Annotated in this window: 17 protein-coding genes; 5 read left to right on the forward strand and 12 right to left on the reverse strand. The window is 64.0% G+C overall.

From position 1 onward, the window contains the following. Both glyS and ACLP2E_RS04065 read right to left on the reverse strand, forming a co-directional pair. Window positions 1–1,316, reverse strand: a 1,316-nt coding sequence (glyS, locus tag ACLP2E_RS04060; RefSeq protein ID WP_442465222.1) for a glycine--tRNA ligase subunit beta, incomplete at its 3' end; no start/stop codon positions are given. A gap of 108 nt (window positions 1,317–1,424) precedes the next feature. Further along, window positions 1,425–2,378: a glycine--tRNA ligase subunit alpha gene (locus ACLP2E_RS04065; RefSeq protein WP_442465223.1), complete on the reverse strand. Its 954-nt coding sequence runs from the start codon at window positions 2,376–2,378 to the stop codon at window positions 1,425–1,427. Between the two features lie 228 nt (window positions 2,379–2,606). On the opposite strand from ACLP2E_RS04065, the gene ACLP2E_RS04070 reads away from it, so the two are divergent. From ACLP2E_RS04070 to ACLP2E_RS04080, 3 genes are all read left to right on the forward strand, one after another. Further along, window positions 2,607–2,981, forward strand: coding sequence for a hypothetical protein (locus tag ACLP2E_RS04070; protein WP_442465224.1), 375 nt, complete (start codon window positions 2,607–2,609; stop codon window positions 2,979–2,981). 179 nt (window positions 2,982–3,160) lie between these two features. Continuing rightward, the gene (locus tag ACLP2E_RS04075; protein WP_442465225.1) at window positions 3,161–3,523 is read left to right on the forward strand and encodes a hypothetical protein; all 363 of its coding nucleotides are present in this window, start codon (window positions 3,161–3,163) and stop codon (window positions 3,521–3,523) included. Window positions 3,524–3,700: 177 nt separating this feature from the next. Next, complete coding sequence (locus ACLP2E_RS04080) at window positions 3,701–4,123, forward strand: hypothetical protein (protein ID WP_442465226.1); 423 nt, start codon at window positions 3,701–3,703, stop codon at window positions 4,121–4,123. A 52-nt stretch (window positions 4,124–4,175) separates the two neighbouring features. On the opposite strand, the gene ACLP2E_RS04085 is transcribed toward ACLP2E_RS04080, so the two are convergent. Together ACLP2E_RS04085 and ACLP2E_RS04090 are read right to left on the reverse strand one after the other, a co-directional pair. Further along, window positions 4,176–4,931 carry a tRNA1(Val) (adenine(37)-N6)-methyltransferase gene (locus ACLP2E_RS04085; RefSeq protein WP_442461405.1) on the reverse strand — a complete coding sequence of 252 codons (756 nt, stop codon included), beginning with the start codon at window positions 4,929–4,931 and terminating at the stop codon, window positions 4,176–4,178. After that, window positions 4,906–5,130 carry a putative signal transducing protein gene (locus ACLP2E_RS04090; protein ID WP_442461404.1) on the reverse strand — a complete coding sequence of 75 codons (225 nt, stop codon included), beginning with the start codon at window positions 5,128–5,130 and terminating at the stop codon, window positions 4,906–4,908. The genes ACLP2E_RS04085 and ACLP2E_RS04090 overlap by 26 nt, the downstream gene beginning before the upstream one ends. A gap of 150 nt (window positions 5,131–5,280) precedes the next feature. On the opposite strand from ACLP2E_RS04090, the gene ACLP2E_RS04095 reads away from it, so the two are divergent. Both ACLP2E_RS04095 and ACLP2E_RS04100 read left to right on the forward strand, forming a co-directional pair. Continuing rightward, window positions 5,281–6,294, forward strand: coding sequence for a polyprenyl synthetase family protein (locus ACLP2E_RS04095; protein WP_442461403.1), 1,014 nt, complete (start codon window positions 5,281–5,283; stop codon window positions 6,292–6,294). Between the two features lie 90 nt (window positions 6,295–6,384). After that, a complete protein-coding gene (locus ACLP2E_RS04100) occupies window positions 6,385–7,272 on the forward strand; it encodes an alpha/beta hydrolase (RefSeq protein WP_442465227.1) in 888 nt (295 codons plus the stop codon). Between the two features lie 21 nt (window positions 7,273–7,293). On the opposite strand, the gene ACLP2E_RS04105 is transcribed toward ACLP2E_RS04100, so the two are convergent. The 8 genes from ACLP2E_RS04105 to ACLP2E_RS04140 all read right to left on the reverse strand — a co-directional run bounded on the left by ACLP2E_RS04105 (window position 7,294) and on the right by ACLP2E_RS04140 (window position 17,722). Next, on the reverse strand, window positions 7,294–9,210 hold the full coding sequence (locus ACLP2E_RS04105) for an ABCB family ABC transporter ATP-binding protein/permease (protein WP_442465228.1): 1,917 nt from the start codon (window positions 9,208–9,210) through the stop codon (window positions 7,294–7,296). 108 nt (window positions 9,211–9,318) lie between these two features. Further along, the gene (locus ACLP2E_RS04110; protein WP_442461400.1) at window positions 9,319–10,434 is read right to left on the reverse strand and encodes an acyltransferase family protein; all 1,116 of its coding nucleotides are present in this window, start codon (window positions 10,432–10,434) and stop codon (window positions 9,319–9,321) included. 85 nt (window positions 10,435–10,519) lie between these two features. Further along, on the reverse strand, window positions 10,520–11,026 hold the full coding sequence (locus ACLP2E_RS04115; protein WP_442461399.1) for a hypothetical protein: 507 nt from the start codon (window positions 11,024–11,026) through the stop codon (window positions 10,520–10,522). Between the two features lie 185 nt (window positions 11,027–11,211). Further along, window positions 11,212–13,533 carry an ATP-binding protein gene (locus ACLP2E_RS04120; RefSeq protein ID WP_442465229.1) on the reverse strand — a complete coding sequence of 774 codons (2,322 nt, stop codon included), beginning with the start codon at window positions 13,531–13,533 and terminating at the stop codon, window positions 11,212–11,214. A 121-nt stretch (window positions 13,534–13,654) separates the two neighbouring features. Further along, on the reverse strand, window positions 13,655–15,232 hold the full coding sequence (locus ACLP2E_RS04125) for a response regulator (protein WP_442465230.1): 1,578 nt from the start codon (window positions 15,230–15,232) through the stop codon (window positions 13,655–13,657). A 264-nt stretch (window positions 15,233–15,496) separates the two neighbouring features. Beyond that, window positions 15,497–16,006, reverse strand: coding sequence for a 2-amino-4-hydroxy-6-hydroxymethyldihydropteridine diphosphokinase (folK, locus tag ACLP2E_RS04130; RefSeq protein WP_442461396.1), 510 nt, complete (start codon window positions 16,004–16,006; stop codon window positions 15,497–15,499). Continuing rightward, a complete protein-coding gene (gene folP / locus ACLP2E_RS04135) occupies window positions 15,993–16,829 on the reverse strand; it encodes a dihydropteroate synthase (RefSeq protein WP_442465231.1) in 837 nt (278 codons plus the stop codon). Before folP ends, folK begins: the two co-directional genes overlap by 14 nt. A gap of 74 nt (window positions 16,830–16,903) precedes the next feature. After that, window positions 16,904–17,722, reverse strand: a complete 819-nt coding sequence (locus ACLP2E_RS04140) for a carbon-nitrogen hydrolase family protein (RefSeq protein WP_442461394.1) — start codon at window positions 17,720–17,722, stop codon at window positions 16,904–16,906. Between the last annotated feature and the right edge of the window lie 56 nt (window positions 17,723–17,778).

Genomic DNA, 17,778 nt, shown 5'->3' on the forward strand with positions numbered 1-17,778 from the left:
CCCTGCAATTCGGCGTAATAGCGCCCCATTAGGCCCTGAACCTCGGGAAACTCTCCTACCACTTCCGTCACGAGGTCGGCCTTAGCCAGCACAGCCGCACGGGCAGCCTTTTCCGCAGCGGCGCCAACCGACGGCCCTAGCTTGAACGCCAGAGCGCGAATGCGGTCCACCCTTTGCCCCTGCGTTCCAAGCTTCTGATGAAAAACGATGTTCAGCGCCCGCAATTTGGCGAGGCGTTGGTCGAGAGGACGATTACGGTTATCGTCATTCACGTAATCCGGCAGGGGGGCCTGATCGGTTTTCCAGAAATAGAGCGCGTCGGACAGGCGCGCGCAGACCACGCGGCCGTTGCCGGCGGCGATGGCCTTGCCGCCGTCGGTGGCCAAAATATTCGACACCAGCAGGAACTTGTTCGCCAGTTTGCCGGTCTCGGGATCGCGCAGGACGAAACATTTCTGGTTGGCGCGGATCGTCGCCCGGATCACCTCGCCGGGGATGTCCAGAAAGCTCTCATCGAATTCGCCCATCAGCACCACCGGCCATTCCACCAGTCCGGCGACTTCGTGCAGCAGCCCCTCGTCCTCCACCAGTTCGAGCCCCTGAGCGAAGGCCAGATCCCTGCAATCGTGCAGGATGATGTCGCGCCTTCGCGCCGGGTCGAGCACGACTTTCGCCTTGTCGAGCGCCAGATGGTAATCGTCGAACCGCCGTACTTTTATCGGCTGCGGCGCCATGAAGCGGTGGCCATAGGTGACGTTGCCGGCCTTGATCCCGCCGATCTCGAAAGCCACGATTTCCGGATCTTCGGTTTCCGGCCCGAAAGTCGCCACGATGGCGTGCAGCGGGCGCACCCAGCGCAGGCAGTTGGGGTCGGCGGAATGGACGCCCCAGCGCATCGCCTTGGGCCACGGAAAGTTGCGGATGATGTTCGGGAGAATCTCCGCCAGCACGTCGAGCGTCGCCGCGCCCTTGCGTTCGATCACCGCGACGTAGAACTGGCCGCCTTTCTTGTCGGTCTCGATCCTGGCCTCGTCCAGCGAGGCGAGACCGGCGCTTTTCAAAAATCCTTGCACGGCGGCTTCGGGCGCGCCGACGCGCGGGCCTTTCTTTTCCTCGCGCTGGTCGGGTTGGCGCGCAGGCAAGCCGACGATGTTCAGCGTCAGGCGGCGCGGCGTCACAAAAGCGTTGGCCGCCTCATAGGTCACGCCGCGCTCGACGAGAGCGTCGGTGACGAGCTTTTTCAGCTCGGCGGCGGCTTGCGCCTGCATGCGGGCCGGGATTTCCTCGGAAAACAGTTCGAGCAGAAGGTCGGACATATCGGTCTTTCAGAGAATGCTTCCGGTTCCGCAGGAACCGGCTAGGAGCGAATGCGACGCCGAGCGAGTGCGAGGGGCGCCGATCGCGCTTGCGCGATCGGCAACGAATTAAAGCCCCGCGCCCTCGGTTTTCAGCCAGGCGGCGCCGCAGGCCTTGGCCAGTTCGCGCACGCGAAGAATGTAGCTTTGGCGCTCGGTCACCGAAATGACGCCGCGCGCGTCGAGCAGGTTGAAGGCATGGCTGGCCTTGATGCACTGGTCATAGGCCGGCAGCACCATTTTGTGATGCTCTTCGTCACCGCCTTCGCCGAAAGCCAGCAGCGCCTTGCATTCGGCTTCGGCGCGGGAAAAATCGCCGAACAGCTTTTCGACATTGGCCGCCTCGAAATTATGGCGCGAATATTCCTGCTCGGCCTGCAAGAACACGTCGCCGTAGGAAATGCGCGCGTCGCCGTCGAAACCGTTGAAATTGAGGTCGTAGACGTTTTCGACGCCCTGCACATACATGGCGAGGCGCTCCAGCCCATAGGTGAGTTCGCCGGAGACGGGGGCGCATTCGACGCCCGCCACCTGCTGAAAGTAGGTGAACTGCGACACTTCCATGCCGTCGCACCAGCATTCCCAGCCCAGGCCCCAAGCGCCGAGCGTCGGACTCTCCCAGTCGTCCTCGACGAAGCGGATGTCGTGGAGGGCGGCGTCGACGCCGATGGCGGCGAGCGAGTCAAGATAGAGATCCTGCAGGTTGTCCGGGCTGGGCTTCAGGATGACCTGGAACTGATAATAATGCTGCAGGCGGTTGGGGTTCTCGCCATAGCGGCCGTCCTTGGGGCGGCGCGAGGGCTGCACATAGGCGGCTTTCCACGGCTTCCTGCCGAGCGAGCGCAAGGTCGTCGCGGGATGGAACGTGCCGGCGCCGACTTCCATGTCATAGGGCTGGAGGATCACCGCGCCCTGACGCGCCCAGAACTGCTGCAAGGTCAGGATCAGGCCCTGAAAGCTCTTTTTGGGATCGAGAGCGGAAGGTTTTTGGGTCGCTTCCGCTTGGGTCATGGGGCGGGTCATGGGGCGCTCATAAAAGGTGCAGGGACTGCGCAAAGCAGGATTTCGGAAAAGGGGTCGCCGCTTTGGAGGCGCGGGGCAAACTAGAGCCCGCGCAAATAGCGGTCAACCGAAGCGGGCCGTCGTCTGGCGCTTAAATTTTACCGACTCAGGAACTGATCCTTGACCGAGGGCGTTTCGGCTAAAAAGGCGAAAGCCTCAACAAAAACGAACCGGCAAGGAGCGTGCGCGATGAGGCGTTCGAGCGGACTGCTGAAGATAGCAACTATCGTCTCGGCTTTGGCGCTGGCGCTGACGTCCACGGCGCCCGCTTTTGCGTTTGGGCGCGGTGGCGGCGGTGGCGGCGGTTCTCACGGCAGTGCCGGCGGAGGCGGTTTTCACGGCCGCGGCTTTGGCGGCGGATTCCATGGCCGCGGCAATGGCGGCTATGGCTTCGCGGGCCGAGGAAATGGCGGTCGCTATGGCGGTTATGGCGGTTATGGCCACTTTGGCGGTTGGGGAGTGGGTTATCCGGACTATTCCTGGGGCTGGGACGATTACGACGGCGGCTATCCGGGCTGTGTATACCGGCAGGGACCGGGCTATCGCGCCTACGAATATTGCTGACCTCCAGCCAGCGAAAAGCAGAATTGGCGCGACAACGGGCCGCCCGTTGTGCGGTCAGTGGAAGCTGGCGCTTGCGGCTTTAAATTTTCTTCCCTTAGGAACAAATGCTTGCGCGTGACGTTCGGCAAGAAAGGCGACGGCCTTAATGAAAACGAACGAACGAAGGAGCGCGCGAGATGATGCGTTCAAGAAGACTGATCAAGATTGGAACGGTGGCCTCGGCTTTGGCCCTGGCTTCCCTGACGCCCGCAGCGCCGGCTTTCGCCTTTCATGGCGGCGGCGGCGGATTCCATGGCGGCGGATTCCATGGCGGCGGTTTTGGCGGCGGCTGGCGCGGCGGCGGTTGGGGCGGCCGCGGCGGCTATGGCGGTTGGGGTTGGGGACCCGGCGTCGGCTTGGGTCTGGGCTTGGGCTATGCCGGTTGGGGATACCCCTATTACGGCTATTACGACGATGGCTACGGCTACGGCTACTGTCCTTTAAGAAGGGTGCCGGTGCGCACGGTCTATGGCCTGCGTTATCGCCTGGTCAGATATTGCTGACCTCCCAGTCTGGCGCAAAAGCCAGAATCGGCGCCAAAGCCGGCCTCGGGCCGGCTTTCTGTTGGGAGGCCGGTTTACCCTTTTCGCAGGTCATCGCTATGCGCGACGCGGCGTTCAGCTTAGGTTCAGGGTTGTAAGCTTAAGAGGTATCCATCTTAAGTCATTGGAGTCGGTACCATGGCGATTGCTGGCAAATTTCTCAAAATTGCGACCATCGCGGCGGTTCTCGCGGGATCGCTGTCGCTTGCCGAGCCCGCGTTCGCTCGTGGCGGCTTTGGCGGCGGCGGTTTTCACGGCGGCGGTTTTCACGGCGGCGGCTGGGGCGGCCGAGGCTGGGGAGGCGGCGGTTGGGGTGGCCGTGGCTGGGGAGGCGGCGGCTGGGGCTGGGGCGGCTGGGGCTGGGGCGTTCCGATCGTTGTCGGCGGAGCCTATTATTATCCCTATTATGACGACCCCTATTATGGCGACGACTATCCGGTAGCCCGCCGTGTCTACGTCCAGCCTGTCCACCGCGTCTATCATTCCTGCATCTGGCGGCGCGTGCGCGTCCACACCTGTTGTGGCTGGGCGTGGCGCAGGGTTCGCTATTGCGCTCGGTGAGGGTCCCACACATTAAAAAGCCGGCGTTCGAGCCGGCTTTTTTGTTGGGATTTCAGAAAAATCGGGTTCCGCGACGGTGAATTTCTTCCACCAGCGGCGTGAAGCTTCCGTCCTCGCCATGCAGGACAAGCCCCTGAAGCAGCGCCAACGGCGTTTTCACGCCCTTGCGCCCGCGTAGAATGATCCGTACGGCCTTCTCTCCCTGTTTCGGGAAGATCGGCAGGATTTCGACGCCGCCGAGACGCCCGGCCACGCCCGCGAGCAGCGCGCCGAGCGCGTCGGCGCGATGGATCGCCACGAAAACCCCGCCCGGCTTCAGCAGGGCCAGACTGGCGCGCAGCCATTTGGCGATCCCGCCTTCATCCAGCACATGCGCCATGGCGCGGTCGGCATCGGGGGACGTTCGCGATTCGCCGGCGTTCAGAAAGGGCGGATTGGTCACGACGAGGTCGGCGGCCTCGACCAGTCCCTCGATTTTTCGCGCGGAGGCGTCGAACAGATCCGCTTCGACCACGCGGACGCGCTTCTCCAGCCTGTTCGCCAGCAGGTTCTGTCGCGCCAAAGCCGCCGCGCGCGGGTTTTTCTCCAAAAGGACCGCCTCGGCCTGCGAATTGGTCTGGGCCAGAGCGAGGCCGACGGCGCCGGCGCCGGCGCCGGCGTCGACGATCAGGCCGAGCGGGAGCGCCGGCGCGCTCGCCGCGAGCAATATGGCGTCGGTTCCGACGCGATGGCCGTTTGAAGCCTGATGCAGGACCAGACGTCCGTCGAACAGGCGGTCCGCTTCAGCTTTCGGACAATTCGGCGCCAAATCCGGCCTCCCGCAGCAGGGCGCGCGCCTGTTCGGCCTGATCGTCGGAGGTGCATATGCGGCGCTGCAGAAAACCGGCCGAGCCTTCGAGCACGCTCATGTTCTCGTCGGCGACGAAGACGAAAATCCTCGCGTCGCGCAACAGCGCCTCGACGGCGGAAATCAGCACGATATCATTGGTGCGCAGCAATTCGATCATCGATGGGTCCGGCAATGCCGCATTACAAGTCCGGCGGCGAAGCCCGATCATAGGAGTGCGCCCGCGCCCTGACAATGCGGCGGTCTGGCGCTTGCCCCGCCGCGGCCGAGGCCCTATGGTCCGCGCGCGAAAACGAATGAGGAAGTCGCCTTGGGCCTGGTCATACCTTTCGACGACAAAGCCAGCGATCCCGGCCTAGAGGCGCTCGCCGCCCTGGTCGCCGCCGGTATGAACCGGGTCAACCAGACCATCCTTGCCCGGACCGGTTCGGATGTGGCGATGATCCCGGAAGTCGCCAATCATCTGATCTCCTCGGGCGGAAAACGCCTTCGGCCGATGCTGACGCTGGCGGCGGCGGCTTTGTGCGGCTACGAGGGCGAGGGCCATGTCAAGCTGGCGGCGGCGGTGGAGTTCATGCACACCGCGACGCTGCTGCACGACGACGTGGTCGACCAGAGCGACATGCGACGCGGAAAACTGGCCGCGCGGATGCTGTGGGGAAACGAGGCTTCGGTGCTGGTCGGCGATTTTCTTCTCGGCCAGGCTTTTCGCATGATGGTCGAAGTCGGGTCGCTGGCCTGTCTCGACGTGCTCTCCGTCGCCGCGACGGTGATCGCGGAGGGCGAGGTCATGCAGCTTTCCGCAGCCAAGGACACCCAGACCACGGAAGACGCCTATCTCGCGGTGATTCGCGCCAAGACGGCGGAGCTTTTCGCCGCCGCCGCCGAGGTGGGGCCGATCGTCGCCAATCGCGGAAAAGCGGAAATTGCCGCCTGCCGCGCCTATGGCATGAATCTCGGCGTCGCCTTCCAGTTGATCGACGACGCGCTGGATTACGGCGGGCAGGCCGCAAAACTCGGCAAGAATGTCGGCGACGATTTTCGCGAAGGCAAGATCACCCTGCCGGTTGTGCTGTCGTTCCGGCGCGGCAACGAGACAGAGCGGGCTTTCTGGAAACGCGTGCTGGAAAAGGGCGAGATTGCCGATGGCGATCTCGAAACCGCGCTGGCGATGATGAAAAAGCATCGCGCGCTGGAAGACACGGTCGAGCGGGCGCGCCATTACGGCGCCATGGCGCGCGACGCCCTCGAGCTTTTCCCCGATTCGCCGGCGCGCCGGGCGCTGCTGGAAGCGGTCGATTTCTGCATCAGCCGCGCGCACTAGGGGGCGTTTCCATCGCATGGTGGGGTTTTCACTCGCCGCTCAACTCCCATATGGATAGCTGAACACGCCGCCACATCGGGAGCAGGACCGATGGCCGAGAGCGAAATCGAAGTCGTCCGCGCGCTTCTGGGTTCGAAACCCCGCCCGTTCGGCTGGGAAGAAAGGCGGCGGCGCCTCGACGAAGTTGGCGCGGTGTGGCCCGTCGCGGAAGACGTCAGGCTCGAGAACGTCGCCATCGGCGGGAACCCGGCCGAATTTTCGAGCGTCGCCAAAGCCGATCCTTCCGGCGTGCTGCTTTTCTTCCACGGCGGCGGTTACTGCTCCGGCTCGATCCTCAGCCATCGACGCATGGTCACGGAGGCCGGCCGCGCCTGCGGTCTGCGCACGCTAGCGGTCGGCTATCGGTTGGCGCCGGAAAATCCCTTCCCGGCATCCTTCGAGGACGCCATTGCGGCGTGGTTCTACCTGCGAAAGCAAGGGTTCGCCGCAGGCAAAATCATCGTCGGCGGCGACAGCGCCGGAGGCGGCCTGACGCTGGCGCTGCTCCAGCATCTACGCGATACGCGCGAAGAAGCGCCGGCTTGCGCCTGGCTCGCGTCGCCCTGGACGGACCTCACCATGTCCGGCGACACCATGGGCTCCAAGGACACTGTCGATCCGCTCATTCACAGAGTCTATCTGGAAGAATTGGCGCAAGCCTATGTTCCGACGGGCATAAATAGGAAAGACCCGCGCATTTCCCCGCTTTTCGCCGATCTGCGCGGACTGCCGCCGCTATTGATCCAGGTCGGCTCGGACGAGACCCTGCTGGCGGATTCCACCCGATTCGCCGAGGCGGCGGGCGCGGCGGAAAACGCGGTGACGCTCGAAATCTGGCCGCGGATGATCCACGCCTGGCCAGTGTGGAACGCGCGTCTCGAACCTGGCCGCAGGGCGCTGGCCCATCTCGGGGAATTTGCACGGCGCTGGCTGGCTTGATTGCCTCGTGGCCAACCTTCCTCAAATCTCCGAGGCGCGGAGAATCGCGTCGTCGAGGTCGCGGGAAAAACTTTCCGCCTCGGCGTCGAGCGTAAACTGCTGCTCGGCGGTATCCGGCGAGGCCCTTTCCTCCTCGCCCTGCAATTGCCGGCGCCACAGCGCGGCATAGGCGCCGTCGCGGGCCAGAAGATCCAGGTGGTGGCCGCGCTCGACGACGACGCCCTTGTCGAGCACCAGGATTTCATCGGCGTTGACCACCGTCGACAGGCGATGGGCGATGACGATGGTGGTGCGCCCGCGCGAAGCCGTTTCCAGCGCCGCCTGGATTTCGCGTTCGGTCAGGGTGTCGAGGGCGCTGGTCGCCTCGTCGAGCACCAGAATCGGGGGCGCCTTCAAGAAGGTGCGGGCCATGGCGACGCGCTGCTTCTCGCCGCCGGACAGTTTCAAGCCGCGCTCGCCGACTTGCGCGTCGAAACCGCCGGGGGCGCTTTCGATGAAACGTTCGATCCGCGCCAGCGACGCCGCCGCGCGCATCGCCTCCTCACCCGCGTCGGGGCGGCCGTAGAGGATATTGTAGCGGATGGTGTCGTTGAACAGCACATTGTCCTGCGGCGCCATGCCGAGGCTGGCTCGTAAGGATTCCAGCGAGACCTTGGCGATATCCTGGCCGTCTATGGTGATGCGGCCCTGCTGCGGATCGAAAAAACGGAAGATCAGGCGGGAAATGGTCGATTTGCCGGCGCCGGACGCCCCCACGATGGCCAATGTCTTGCCGGCGGGAACCACAAAATCCACTCCGCGCAGAATTTCGCGGGCCGGATCGTAATGGAAATGCACGTTTTCGAAGCGCAAGCTCCCACCGGCGACGACGAGGGCAGGCGCGTTGGGCGCCTCGGCGATTTCATTGGGCTGGTGCAGCAGTTCGAACATCATCTCGATGTCGATCAGCGCCTGCTTGATCTCGCGATAGAGCATGCCCATGAAATTGAGCGGCTGGTAGAGCTGTATCAGCATGGTGTTGAGCATGACGAAATCGCCAATGCTGTTGTGCCCGGCGCGAATGCCGGAGACGCACAGGACCATGATCGCCGCCATCCCGACGGTGAAAATGAAGGCCTGGCCGAAATTCAGCACGGCGAGCGAGACATAGCTTTTGACGCTGTTGCGCTCATAGCGCGCCATCGAGCGGTCGTAGCGTTCGGTCTCGCGTTTTTCGGCGCCGAAATATTTCACCGTCTCGTAATTGAGCAGCGAATCGATGGCCTTGGCGTTGGCGTCGGAATCGCTTTCGTTCATCGAGCGGCGGATGCCGATGCGCCAGTTGGTGGCGGCTGCCGTATAGGCGAGATAGGCGGCGATGGTCGCGAGCGTGATCGCGGCGTAGCGCCAGTCGAACTGGAACAGCATGACCGCCAGGATCAGGATGAACTCCAGCGCCGTAGGCAGGGCGTTCAGCATCACCATGCGCGAAAAAGTCTCGATGGCGTTGCGGCCGCGCTCCAGCACGCGGGTTAGCGCGCCGGTCTTGCGTTCGAGATGGAAGCGCATCGACAGGGCGTGGACGTGGGCGAAGACGTCTACGGCGAGACGGCGCACAGCGTTCATAGCCACGGCGGCGAACAGGGCGTCGCGCGCCTGGGTCAGGGCGGCCATGACAATGCGCAGCGAGGCGTAAAGCAGGGTGAGCGCCGCGGGGCCGGCGAAAATCGCGGCCGTGGGGATGGCGCCGTCGTGGATCTGCGTCAGCGCGTCGGTCGCCCATTTGAAGGCGTAGGGCACGGCAACCGTAGCAATCTTCGCGAAAACCAGCAGCGTCAGCGAGGCGAAAATGCGCCGGCGCAGGTCGGCGCGCCGGCTTGGCCAGATATAGGGCCATAATTGCGCCAGCGCGCCCCAAAGTCGGGCCTGACGCGGCTTTTTCTGCGAAGGAGCGTCCAAAGGGCTTGTGGCTTTCCGTTTCCTGGCGTGAGCGACTTGCGCTCCATATAGGCCGCACGAGGCTCTGGCGCCATTCGCGGAACCGAAGGTCCGCGTCGGGGACAGGCTCTAGGCGGCGATGCGGCGCCGCAAACCCGTCAGTCCGTCGCGGCACCAGTCGAACAGGCGTTGGGTCGCAGCCGCCGCGACAAATTTTCGGTCGAGCGCCGGCTTCTCAACGAGATGCCAGGAAATAACGGCCAGGGTCAAAGTCACCAGCGACGCGTAAACATTCATCCGGGTCACGGAAATGCCGGGGATCAGCGCGGCCAGGCATTGCTGCACCGGAAAGGCGTAAATGTAGACGCCATAGGAATAGTCGCCCAGGCGATTGAAATTGCGGATCCAGCCCCCGAAGAGATAGGCGAGATTCAGGGTGATCGGCCCCAGGACCAGCAGATAGACGATGAAAAAAGCTTGCCGGTTCAAGGCCGCCAGACAGACCGCGCCGAACATCAGCGCCAATCGTGTGCGGGATAGGCCGAGACGGTCGCGCCAGAGATAGAGGGTCGAGCCGGCAAAAAATTCGGCGACGCCGATCTGGCCGTCGTCTCTCACGTCGTGAAGGTTGAACGTGTTGAAGGCGGCGGCCATCAGCGCGACCGTCACCAGGGGGAAGCCGTAGCGGAACGCCCGAAGGCGCCAGGAGGGCTTGAAGACGAACAGCATCCAGGCCCCCGCCAGATATTCGTACATCCGCCATTCGATCGGCATGGTCCAGAGCGACCCGTTCACCCCGATCGGCCAGGGGTTGGTCTCGAACACGCCGGGCAGCTGATAGCGGATGCCATTGACCAGGGTCGCGCAGCGCACGACGAATTCGTGGGTCATGGGCGAGGAAAAAAACTCGCCGGCCGGCAGGGTCGTGACAAACAGCCCGATGAAGACGACGGTCACGAGCAGCATGAACCAGAGCGCGGGATAGATGCGCATGAAGCGAGCCCAGGCGAAGTCGATGATGTTGTCGCGGGAAATCAGACTGCCGGTGATGAAAAAGCCGCTGGTGAAAAAGAAGATATGCACGGCGACCGCGCCGGTCTTGAAGCCGAGCGGCGTCAGGAAGTCGTAATAGGGCTCGGTCGTCGCCAGCGAATGGCTATGGACGAACAGCACGGTGAACGCCGCAATGATGCGGATCAGGAAGAAGTTATTGTCCCGACCCTGAACCTGCCCCAATAGAATCATCTTTCATCGACCTCGCCCGAATGAAAAATGCCGTCATAGAGGCAAAGTGTCCAAGGGACAAGCAGCGACGCTCAACCCCGCTCCATCATGATTCGAGCAGGCCCGGCGTTTCGCCAAGATTGGGAACCAGCCGGGCGCGGGGCTTGCGCCGTCCGATTTCGTTCTTGAAGGCCGTGCGGAAAATCTCCAGCGCCTCGTCCTCGCCGGCGGCGGTGACGAAGTGCGGCGGCGTGGCGGGCAGGCCTTCGCGGTCGAAACAGGCGACCCAATAGAGCTGCAGATGTTTCGGATTGGTCGCCCGGGCGTCGCGCAACAGGTCGGCGGCGTCGCAGATCGCGTCCTGGAGCTGGATCAGCACGGCGCGCTCAGGCTCTGCTGCGGCTTCGATTGCCGCCGCCCAGATCGAGAGAGCCGCTGATTGATAGAGATCGCCGGACAATTTGCGCGCCTTGGCGAGCGGCGCCGTCAAGGCGATACGGCCGGCGACGCGCTTTTTCTTGGCGCCTGCGATTTTTTTGGCGTTCGCGATTTTCTTGGGCCCCGTATATTTTTTGGCCGCTCGCGCCGCGCCCGTGGTTTTTGACGCGACCATTGCGGTTCTTTTCCGGGCGCTGGCGCCTTCTCGCCCCTTGGCGGCGCCTTCGACGAGCGCCCCTCGGGCGGGTCGCGAGCGGCGAGTCTTTTCTTTTTTGGCCATGAAACGACGAAATCCCAAAGCGGCGCCGGGGCCGAAGCGGTCATTTTTGCATGTTCGGCGGACATTGTGGACCGGAAAGTTCAAGCTGCGGAAATATCCCGCCGCGAAAAATTTGCGACCGAAATTTCGGCCCGCCGCCGGACGGCCGCTTGCGCCAAAACCTCGTTGAGGGCGGCGCCGACGCGTGACCATTCGCGGCGCAATTCGGCGAGAAAAACGTCGCCTTCAACCACGATGCGCTCGCCCCCGGCGCTCCGCCAGCGGCGGCAAAGGCGAGCGAGATTGGTGGCGCCGATGTTGCCGGCGCTGGAGTCGAGGGCGTGGGCTTCATGCTGGAAAGCCTGGATATCGCCTGAAACGACGGCATTCGCCATCCTTTCGACAGTCCGCGTCCCCTCGCCGGTGAATTGCAGGATCAAATCGCGCAGAAAGGCCGCGCCGCCGAGGGCGGCCAGAACTTTGAGCGCGGCCGGGTCGAGCGCCATGCCTTCCGTTTCCGGCTCCGGCGCCTTGCATTTGGGCAATCCGCCGCGCCCCTTGGCCGCTGCGGCGGCGACGGCGTCGAGCAGGGTTTCCGGCGTCAGCGGCTTCGTCAGGACGGCGACCATCCCGGCTTGCCGGCATTGCTCGCGACGCTTGCCGTCGGCGTCGGCGGTGAGAGCGAGAATTGGCGCCCGCGCTTCGGTCGGCAGCGCGAACTGGTATAATTGCGCGGCCTCGAGACCGCTTATCCCCGGCATGTTCAGGTCGAGCACAATCACGTCGAAATCCCCTTCCAGCATGGCCGAGAGCGCGGATTCGCCGTCGGCGGCGAGTGTTGTCGCATGGCCGGCGCAGGTGAGGATCTTGTCGAGCACCATCCGGTTGACCCCATTGTCTTCCGCAAGCAGGATTCGCATGGGCCGTTGATTTTTCGCAGCCATCGACGGCAAGCATTTCTCCGGTGAAGCGTCGGCCTCTCCGGCCGCCAGTTCTTTCAGCAGAGCCGCCAGATCGCGGGCGCGCGCCCAGCTGTCGGGGTCGTCGTCGCTGGCGAGCGCGGCGTAAGCGAAACGGCGCGCCAGCGCCAAAGCGTCGAAGGACGGGGCCGCACTCAGGCAAACCGGCTCGCGGTCTTGCGGGCCGTCAAACGGACCCGCCCATTCGGCGCGGCGCGGCGCGGCGCTCAAGCTGTTTGCGCTCCGGCTGGAGAGCGCCGTTTCGCCTTCGATCCTGGCGCTCAACTCGAACCAGAAACACGAGCCTTCGCCGAGCTCGCTTTCGACACCCATATGGCCGCCCTGCGTTTCCAGACGCCGCCGCGCCAAGGCCAGCCCCAGGCCGCTGCCGCCGAAACGCCTGCTTATGCTGGGGTCGGCCTGAACGAAACTGTCGAAAATGCGCTCCTGCGCCGTTTTTTCAATGCCGATGCCGCTATCGCTGATTTTTACGCGCAGATCGAGGCTTTTGAGATCGCGCCGGGCGACGCCGACATGAATGGCCACCGCCCCGGCTTGCGTGAATTTGATGGCGTTGCCAACGAGATTTTGCAGAACGTCGAGGAGCAGGGCGGGTTCTGCGACGATGTGGCGCGGCGTGCCGGCCTCGATGCAAAGGCCGAGGCGTAAGCCTTTCCTGTCCGCCTCCACCGCCAGCAGGGCGCGCAGGCCGATCAGCAGCGCGAACAGATCGACGCGTTCCAGCGCATCCGGCCGCCGTTCGATTTCGTCCCGCGATACGGTCAAAAGCTCCTCGATATGGCGCAGCAATATGGCGCCCGCGTCGCTTACGGTACGGACCATTCCCAGTTGCTCGACGTCGAGCTTCGTGGCTTGCAGGAGGGCGGAGAGTCCGACGATGGCGGTCAACGGCGTGCGCAATTCGTGGCTGACGCAGGCCAGCAGCAGTGTCTTGGCGTGATTGGCGCGCTCCGCTTCGGCGCGAGCCTCGGCCAGTCGGCTTAACAGCAGGACCCCGTAAATAGGAATGATGAACAGCGCGAGAAAAAGGCCCGCGGAAAAGCCGACGTTGGCGCGCCAGAACGGCGTGAACCAGACCGTGGCGGCGAAGCCCGCCGCGGCGCCTATGAGGGCGGCAACCATGAATCCCCGGCCGAAACGGAGTCCATTGCCGAGGATCATCCAGAAATAGAGCGGGAAAAGATACCCCGAAGCCGTGCCGCCGTAACGCATGCCGAAGGAAATCGCCGCCGAATCGACCAAGATCCCCAGAAAACGGCGGGCGCCATCGGGAGCCGGCCGCAGCACGATATGCGCCTGAATCGCGGTCGTCATGATCAGGAATGCTTGCAGCCAGGGCATGCCGTAGCGGATGAACTCCTGCGCCCCCTTGCTTCCCGAAACCGCTTGGAGCCGGGCGCCGGCGAGAACCAGCATCGCCAGCAGCAAACGGTTTATCGTCACGCCCTGTTCGCCGCTGTCTCGCCAATGGTCGAAAAATCGCCAAGCCGCCGAGTTCAGGATCTCAAGGCGCGACCGGAGCCTGGGAAATCGGGCTAAAGGGTGCGGTCGTGTTTTCACGTTTTCACGCGCGACGGGCGGCCAGTTTGGGACCGCCTTCGAACAGTTTGGGAGGGCCTTTGGCGTCTGGGCCAACGGCGAATAGCGATTGGAAATCGCGGGCGTTGAAAGGCGCGCCAAAACAGCTCCCCAGCGCCTCTCCGACGCCGGCGCGCAGCAAGGGTTTCAGCAGCGCCGCCGAGACGACGCCGCCGGCGATGAGGAGCGGCGCGCTTCCCTCGCGGGCGGCCGTCGGTCTCAGCAGAAGGGCGAGAGCCGCGGCGTTTCCGTCACCGCAGGGGAACATGATCGCCGGTCGCCACATTTCCGCGAAGGAGCGCAGGGGCTCGACCCAATCTTCGCCGCCGTGAAGCTTGCCCGGCGCGAGGGCGCCGAGATCAAGCGTCAGGCTGGCGCCGAGCGCTTTCAAGGCGCGGGCCTGCTCGTCGGCGCACCGCGGTTCGGACAAGGCCTCTTGCGCGCAGATCCTCAAATCGAGCCATTCAGGCGGAACGCGCATCTCGGCCATCAAAGGCGCGATCTGCAGCGCCAAAGGCGCCGCGACCTGCGCCCTCAGCCGCAGCTTCAGGCTGATGCGAAGCGGAGGCCGCCGTAAATTCCGCAAAGCCGAGGCGCAGGCAAGAGCGGCGCGCAGGGCCTCCGGATCGGCGGCGTCCGCCGGGTCGAGGCCATGAAACACCTGGGCCCCGACGACTTCGCCCGAGCGCAGGTTTATACGAGGCCGGAAACGCCACAGGTCGCCCACGCAACCTCGCTCTCCGCGCTTGCGCGCAAGGGCTGCGGCTTCGCGCAGGCAGGCCGCCGCGCTGTTCCCGGGGTCCCCAGTGTTCGGTCGGGGCAGCGCCGTGCCTACCTGCAGGACAACGCAGGCGGCTCCGCCACGCGAATCGCGAAGGCGGCGGGCGCAAGCATCGGCGTCGGCGCGATCGACGACATTTTTTTGCAATATGGCGAAGCGCCGCTCGTCGATGCGGGCGAGCAGGTCGCCGCCGCGCAAAAGCCGCTGCAAGGCGTCGACGACGGAAGGATCGAAATTGCTGCGACCCGCTCCGTCGATCTCGACCACGTGCAGGGCATAGCCGCCGCTAGCGCATTGCGCCAGAAGCCGCCCGACCTCGGAAGATGTTTCGACTTTCGCCTCCTCCAGAACGGGGGCTGGCGCCGTCGGCTTGGCTTGCGTTTTCGTTTCGTTTTCTTTTTCCGCGCTTTTGCTCAGCTTGAGCAGATTGCGCGCCCGCGACAGGAATTCGTAATGGTCGATCGGCGTAGTGAGGAAATCGGTGGCGCCGCTTTCCAGGGCGCGCAGCCGCAAAATGCGCTGATCGTTGACCGTGATCATCATGATAGGCACGGCGTCGGAATGCGGCATGGCGCGAAAACGCGCGATGAATTCTCCGCCGTCGAGGTTGGGCATGTCGTGATCGGTGACGATCAGGTCCGGGCGATTGCTCTCCAGCCACTCCAGCGCCTCGCAGGGATCGCCGAAAGCGCGGACCGTGACACCCTCGCCGATCGACAAAGCGAGCCTCGAATAAATCGTCCGGTTGGTGACTCGGTCATCGACAATTGCAATCAGCGTCATACCCGAACCCAATCGTACATTTCCCGCTTTGCCTGAAACCTTGGCGATGTGAATCGTCGCCGCCATCGCCAGACTTTTCGATTGCGGTGGAACTGGCTTCGGGCCGGGTATTCTGTTTCCAGAAAGCTGAAGCTTCGGCGTGCTATTATCGCTGCAGTTGATTAAGTAATTGTTCCAGTGTTTGTTTAGGTTACGTTCCGGCGACTGCGCAACGTCGGGACGCCGGCATCTCATGGGAACGCCATGAAATCAGGCGGTCCAGGTTCAAAAGGCGCCGAGCCGGACCACCCCCGTCGAATCGGTTTTTGCAGCCGCGTCCGCAAGCCGGACGCCGCCGACGACGCAATCGGGCGCGATTTCCGCCAAAGGCAGCAGCACGAAAGCGCGCTCCATCAGGCCCGGATGCGGCAGGATCAAACGCTCGTCACGCCATTGCGCGTCGTCGCCGTAGAACAACAGGTCGATATCGATCGCGCGCGGCCCCCAGCGGCGCGTCCGGCGCCGGCCCAGGGCCTTTTCCGTCGCCTGGACGAGATCGAGCAGCGCCAGCGGCGCCAGCGAGGTGCGCGCCAGGGCGCAGGCGTTGACGAAATCCGGCTGGTCGGTGACGCCCCAGGGCCTGGTGCGGTAGAGCGAGGACAAAGCCACGAAGCGCAGCCCGGACTGAGCCAGCAGGTCGACGGCTCGGCGCAGATTGGCGGCGGGATCGCCGAGATTGGCGCCCAGCCCCAGCGCGACCTGAGTTTCGCCCTTGTTGTCGTCAGGCGCGGTCAATTTCGCTCCAGACTTTCAGGGCGGCGACATGTTCGGCCACGTCGTGCACCCGAAAAACATCGGCGCCGCGCGAAAAAGCCGCGAGATTGGCGCTGAGCGTGGCGGCAAGCCGACCTTCCGCCGGAGCGCCGGTCAGGGCGCCGAGAAAGCTTTTGCGCGAAACCCCGATCAGGACGGGAAGCGCGAATTTTTCCCGCAACAAACCCGTCGCCGCCAGGGCGCCGAGATTTTGCGCCAGAGTCTTTCCGAAGCCGACGCCCGGATCGAGCAGGATTTTTCTGCGCTCAACGCCTGCTTTTTGCGCCAGAGCCAGGGAGTTCTCGAAAAACGCGATCATGTCGGCGACGATGTCGATGGTGGAATCGATTTTTTCGCGATGATGCATCACCACCACGGCCGCGCCGCTTTCGGCGACGAGCTCCGCCATCGCTGGGTCGCCACGCAGACCGGATACGTCATTGACCACAGCCGCGCCCAGAACCGCGGCGCGGCGGGCGACCGCGGCCTTGGTGGTGTCGATCGACAGGGGAAGGGCGGTTTCCTCCAGCAAGGGGGCGAGCACGGGTTCGAGCCGCGCCCATTCCTCCTCCTCGCTGATGGGCGTGAAGCCCGGCCGCGTCGATTCCGCGCCAAGGTCGATGACATCGGCGCCGGCTTGCGCCATGGCGCGGGCCTGGGCGAGGGCGCTTTCGGGCAAGACGAATTTGCCGCCGTCGGAAAAGGAATCCGGGGTGACGTTCAAAATGCCCATGACCAGCGGTTTTGTGCCGATTTTCGCCAGAAAAGCGTCGGCGGCCGCTCTTGCCCGGCCAAATCGATCCATGCGCGCGCACTCTCCTGAAGAGGCGCCGGTTTACGCGGGGAGGGAGAGCAAGTAAAGCGCCTCGCTTGCGCGGCTCAGAAGGCGCGTCTTTGCGCCGCGACCGGGATGGCGGCGCGCACTTTGGCGACCCGATCGGCATCGATCCGCGCGCAGACAAAACCCTTGCCGTCGGAAGCCATGGCGACCTTGTGGCCCCAGGGGTCGCAGACCAGCGAATGGCCGAAAGTCAGGCGGGTCTCACCGCGCACGACATGCGGCCCGACCTGCGCCGGGGCGAGAAACCAGCATTGCGTCTCGATGGCGCGGGCGCGGCAGAGCACTTCCCAATGATCCTTGCCGGTCTGCAAGGTGAAGGCGGAAGGCAGCGCCAGAACCTGCGCGCCCTTTGCCGCCAGCGCTTGGAAAAGCGCGGGAAAGCGCAGGTCGTAGCAGATGGCGCAGCCAAAGGTCAGGCCCTCGCATTGGTAGGTCGCGAGTTCTTTGCCGGGAGAAAAAGTGGCGCTTTCGCAATAGGCGGCGCCGTCGGGCGTCGTAACGTCGAACATGTGGATCTTGCGGTAGAGCGCGATTTCCCGGCCGGAACGGTCGAAAACCACCGTGGTGTTGGAAAGGCTGTCGCCGTCGGGATTCTTTTCCAGAAACGAGCCGGCGTGGATGAACACGCCATGTCTGATCGCCAGTTCCCGGCACAGCCGATAGGCGGAACCTTCGCGCAACAATTCGGCGGCGGCGAATTTTTCCGCGCGCGATCCGCCGATGAAGTCGAACACTTCCGGCAGGCCGATCCAGTCGGGCTTTTCCAGCGCCGCGGCTTCGTCGATCAGGGCGCGGGCCTGAGCCAGATTGGCCGGCTTGTCGTCGGTCGAATTCATCTGGATCAGGCAGACTTTCATGCTTTTCTCCGCCAAGGCGCGAACAGGAGAGCAATTTTGACGCGGGAAGGCAAGCA

Origin of the sequence: Rhodoblastus sp., from assembly GCF_052145335.1 — a bacterium.
Taxonomy (GTDB): Bacteria; Pseudomonadota; Alphaproteobacteria; order Rhizobiales; family Beijerinckiaceae; genus Rhodoblastus.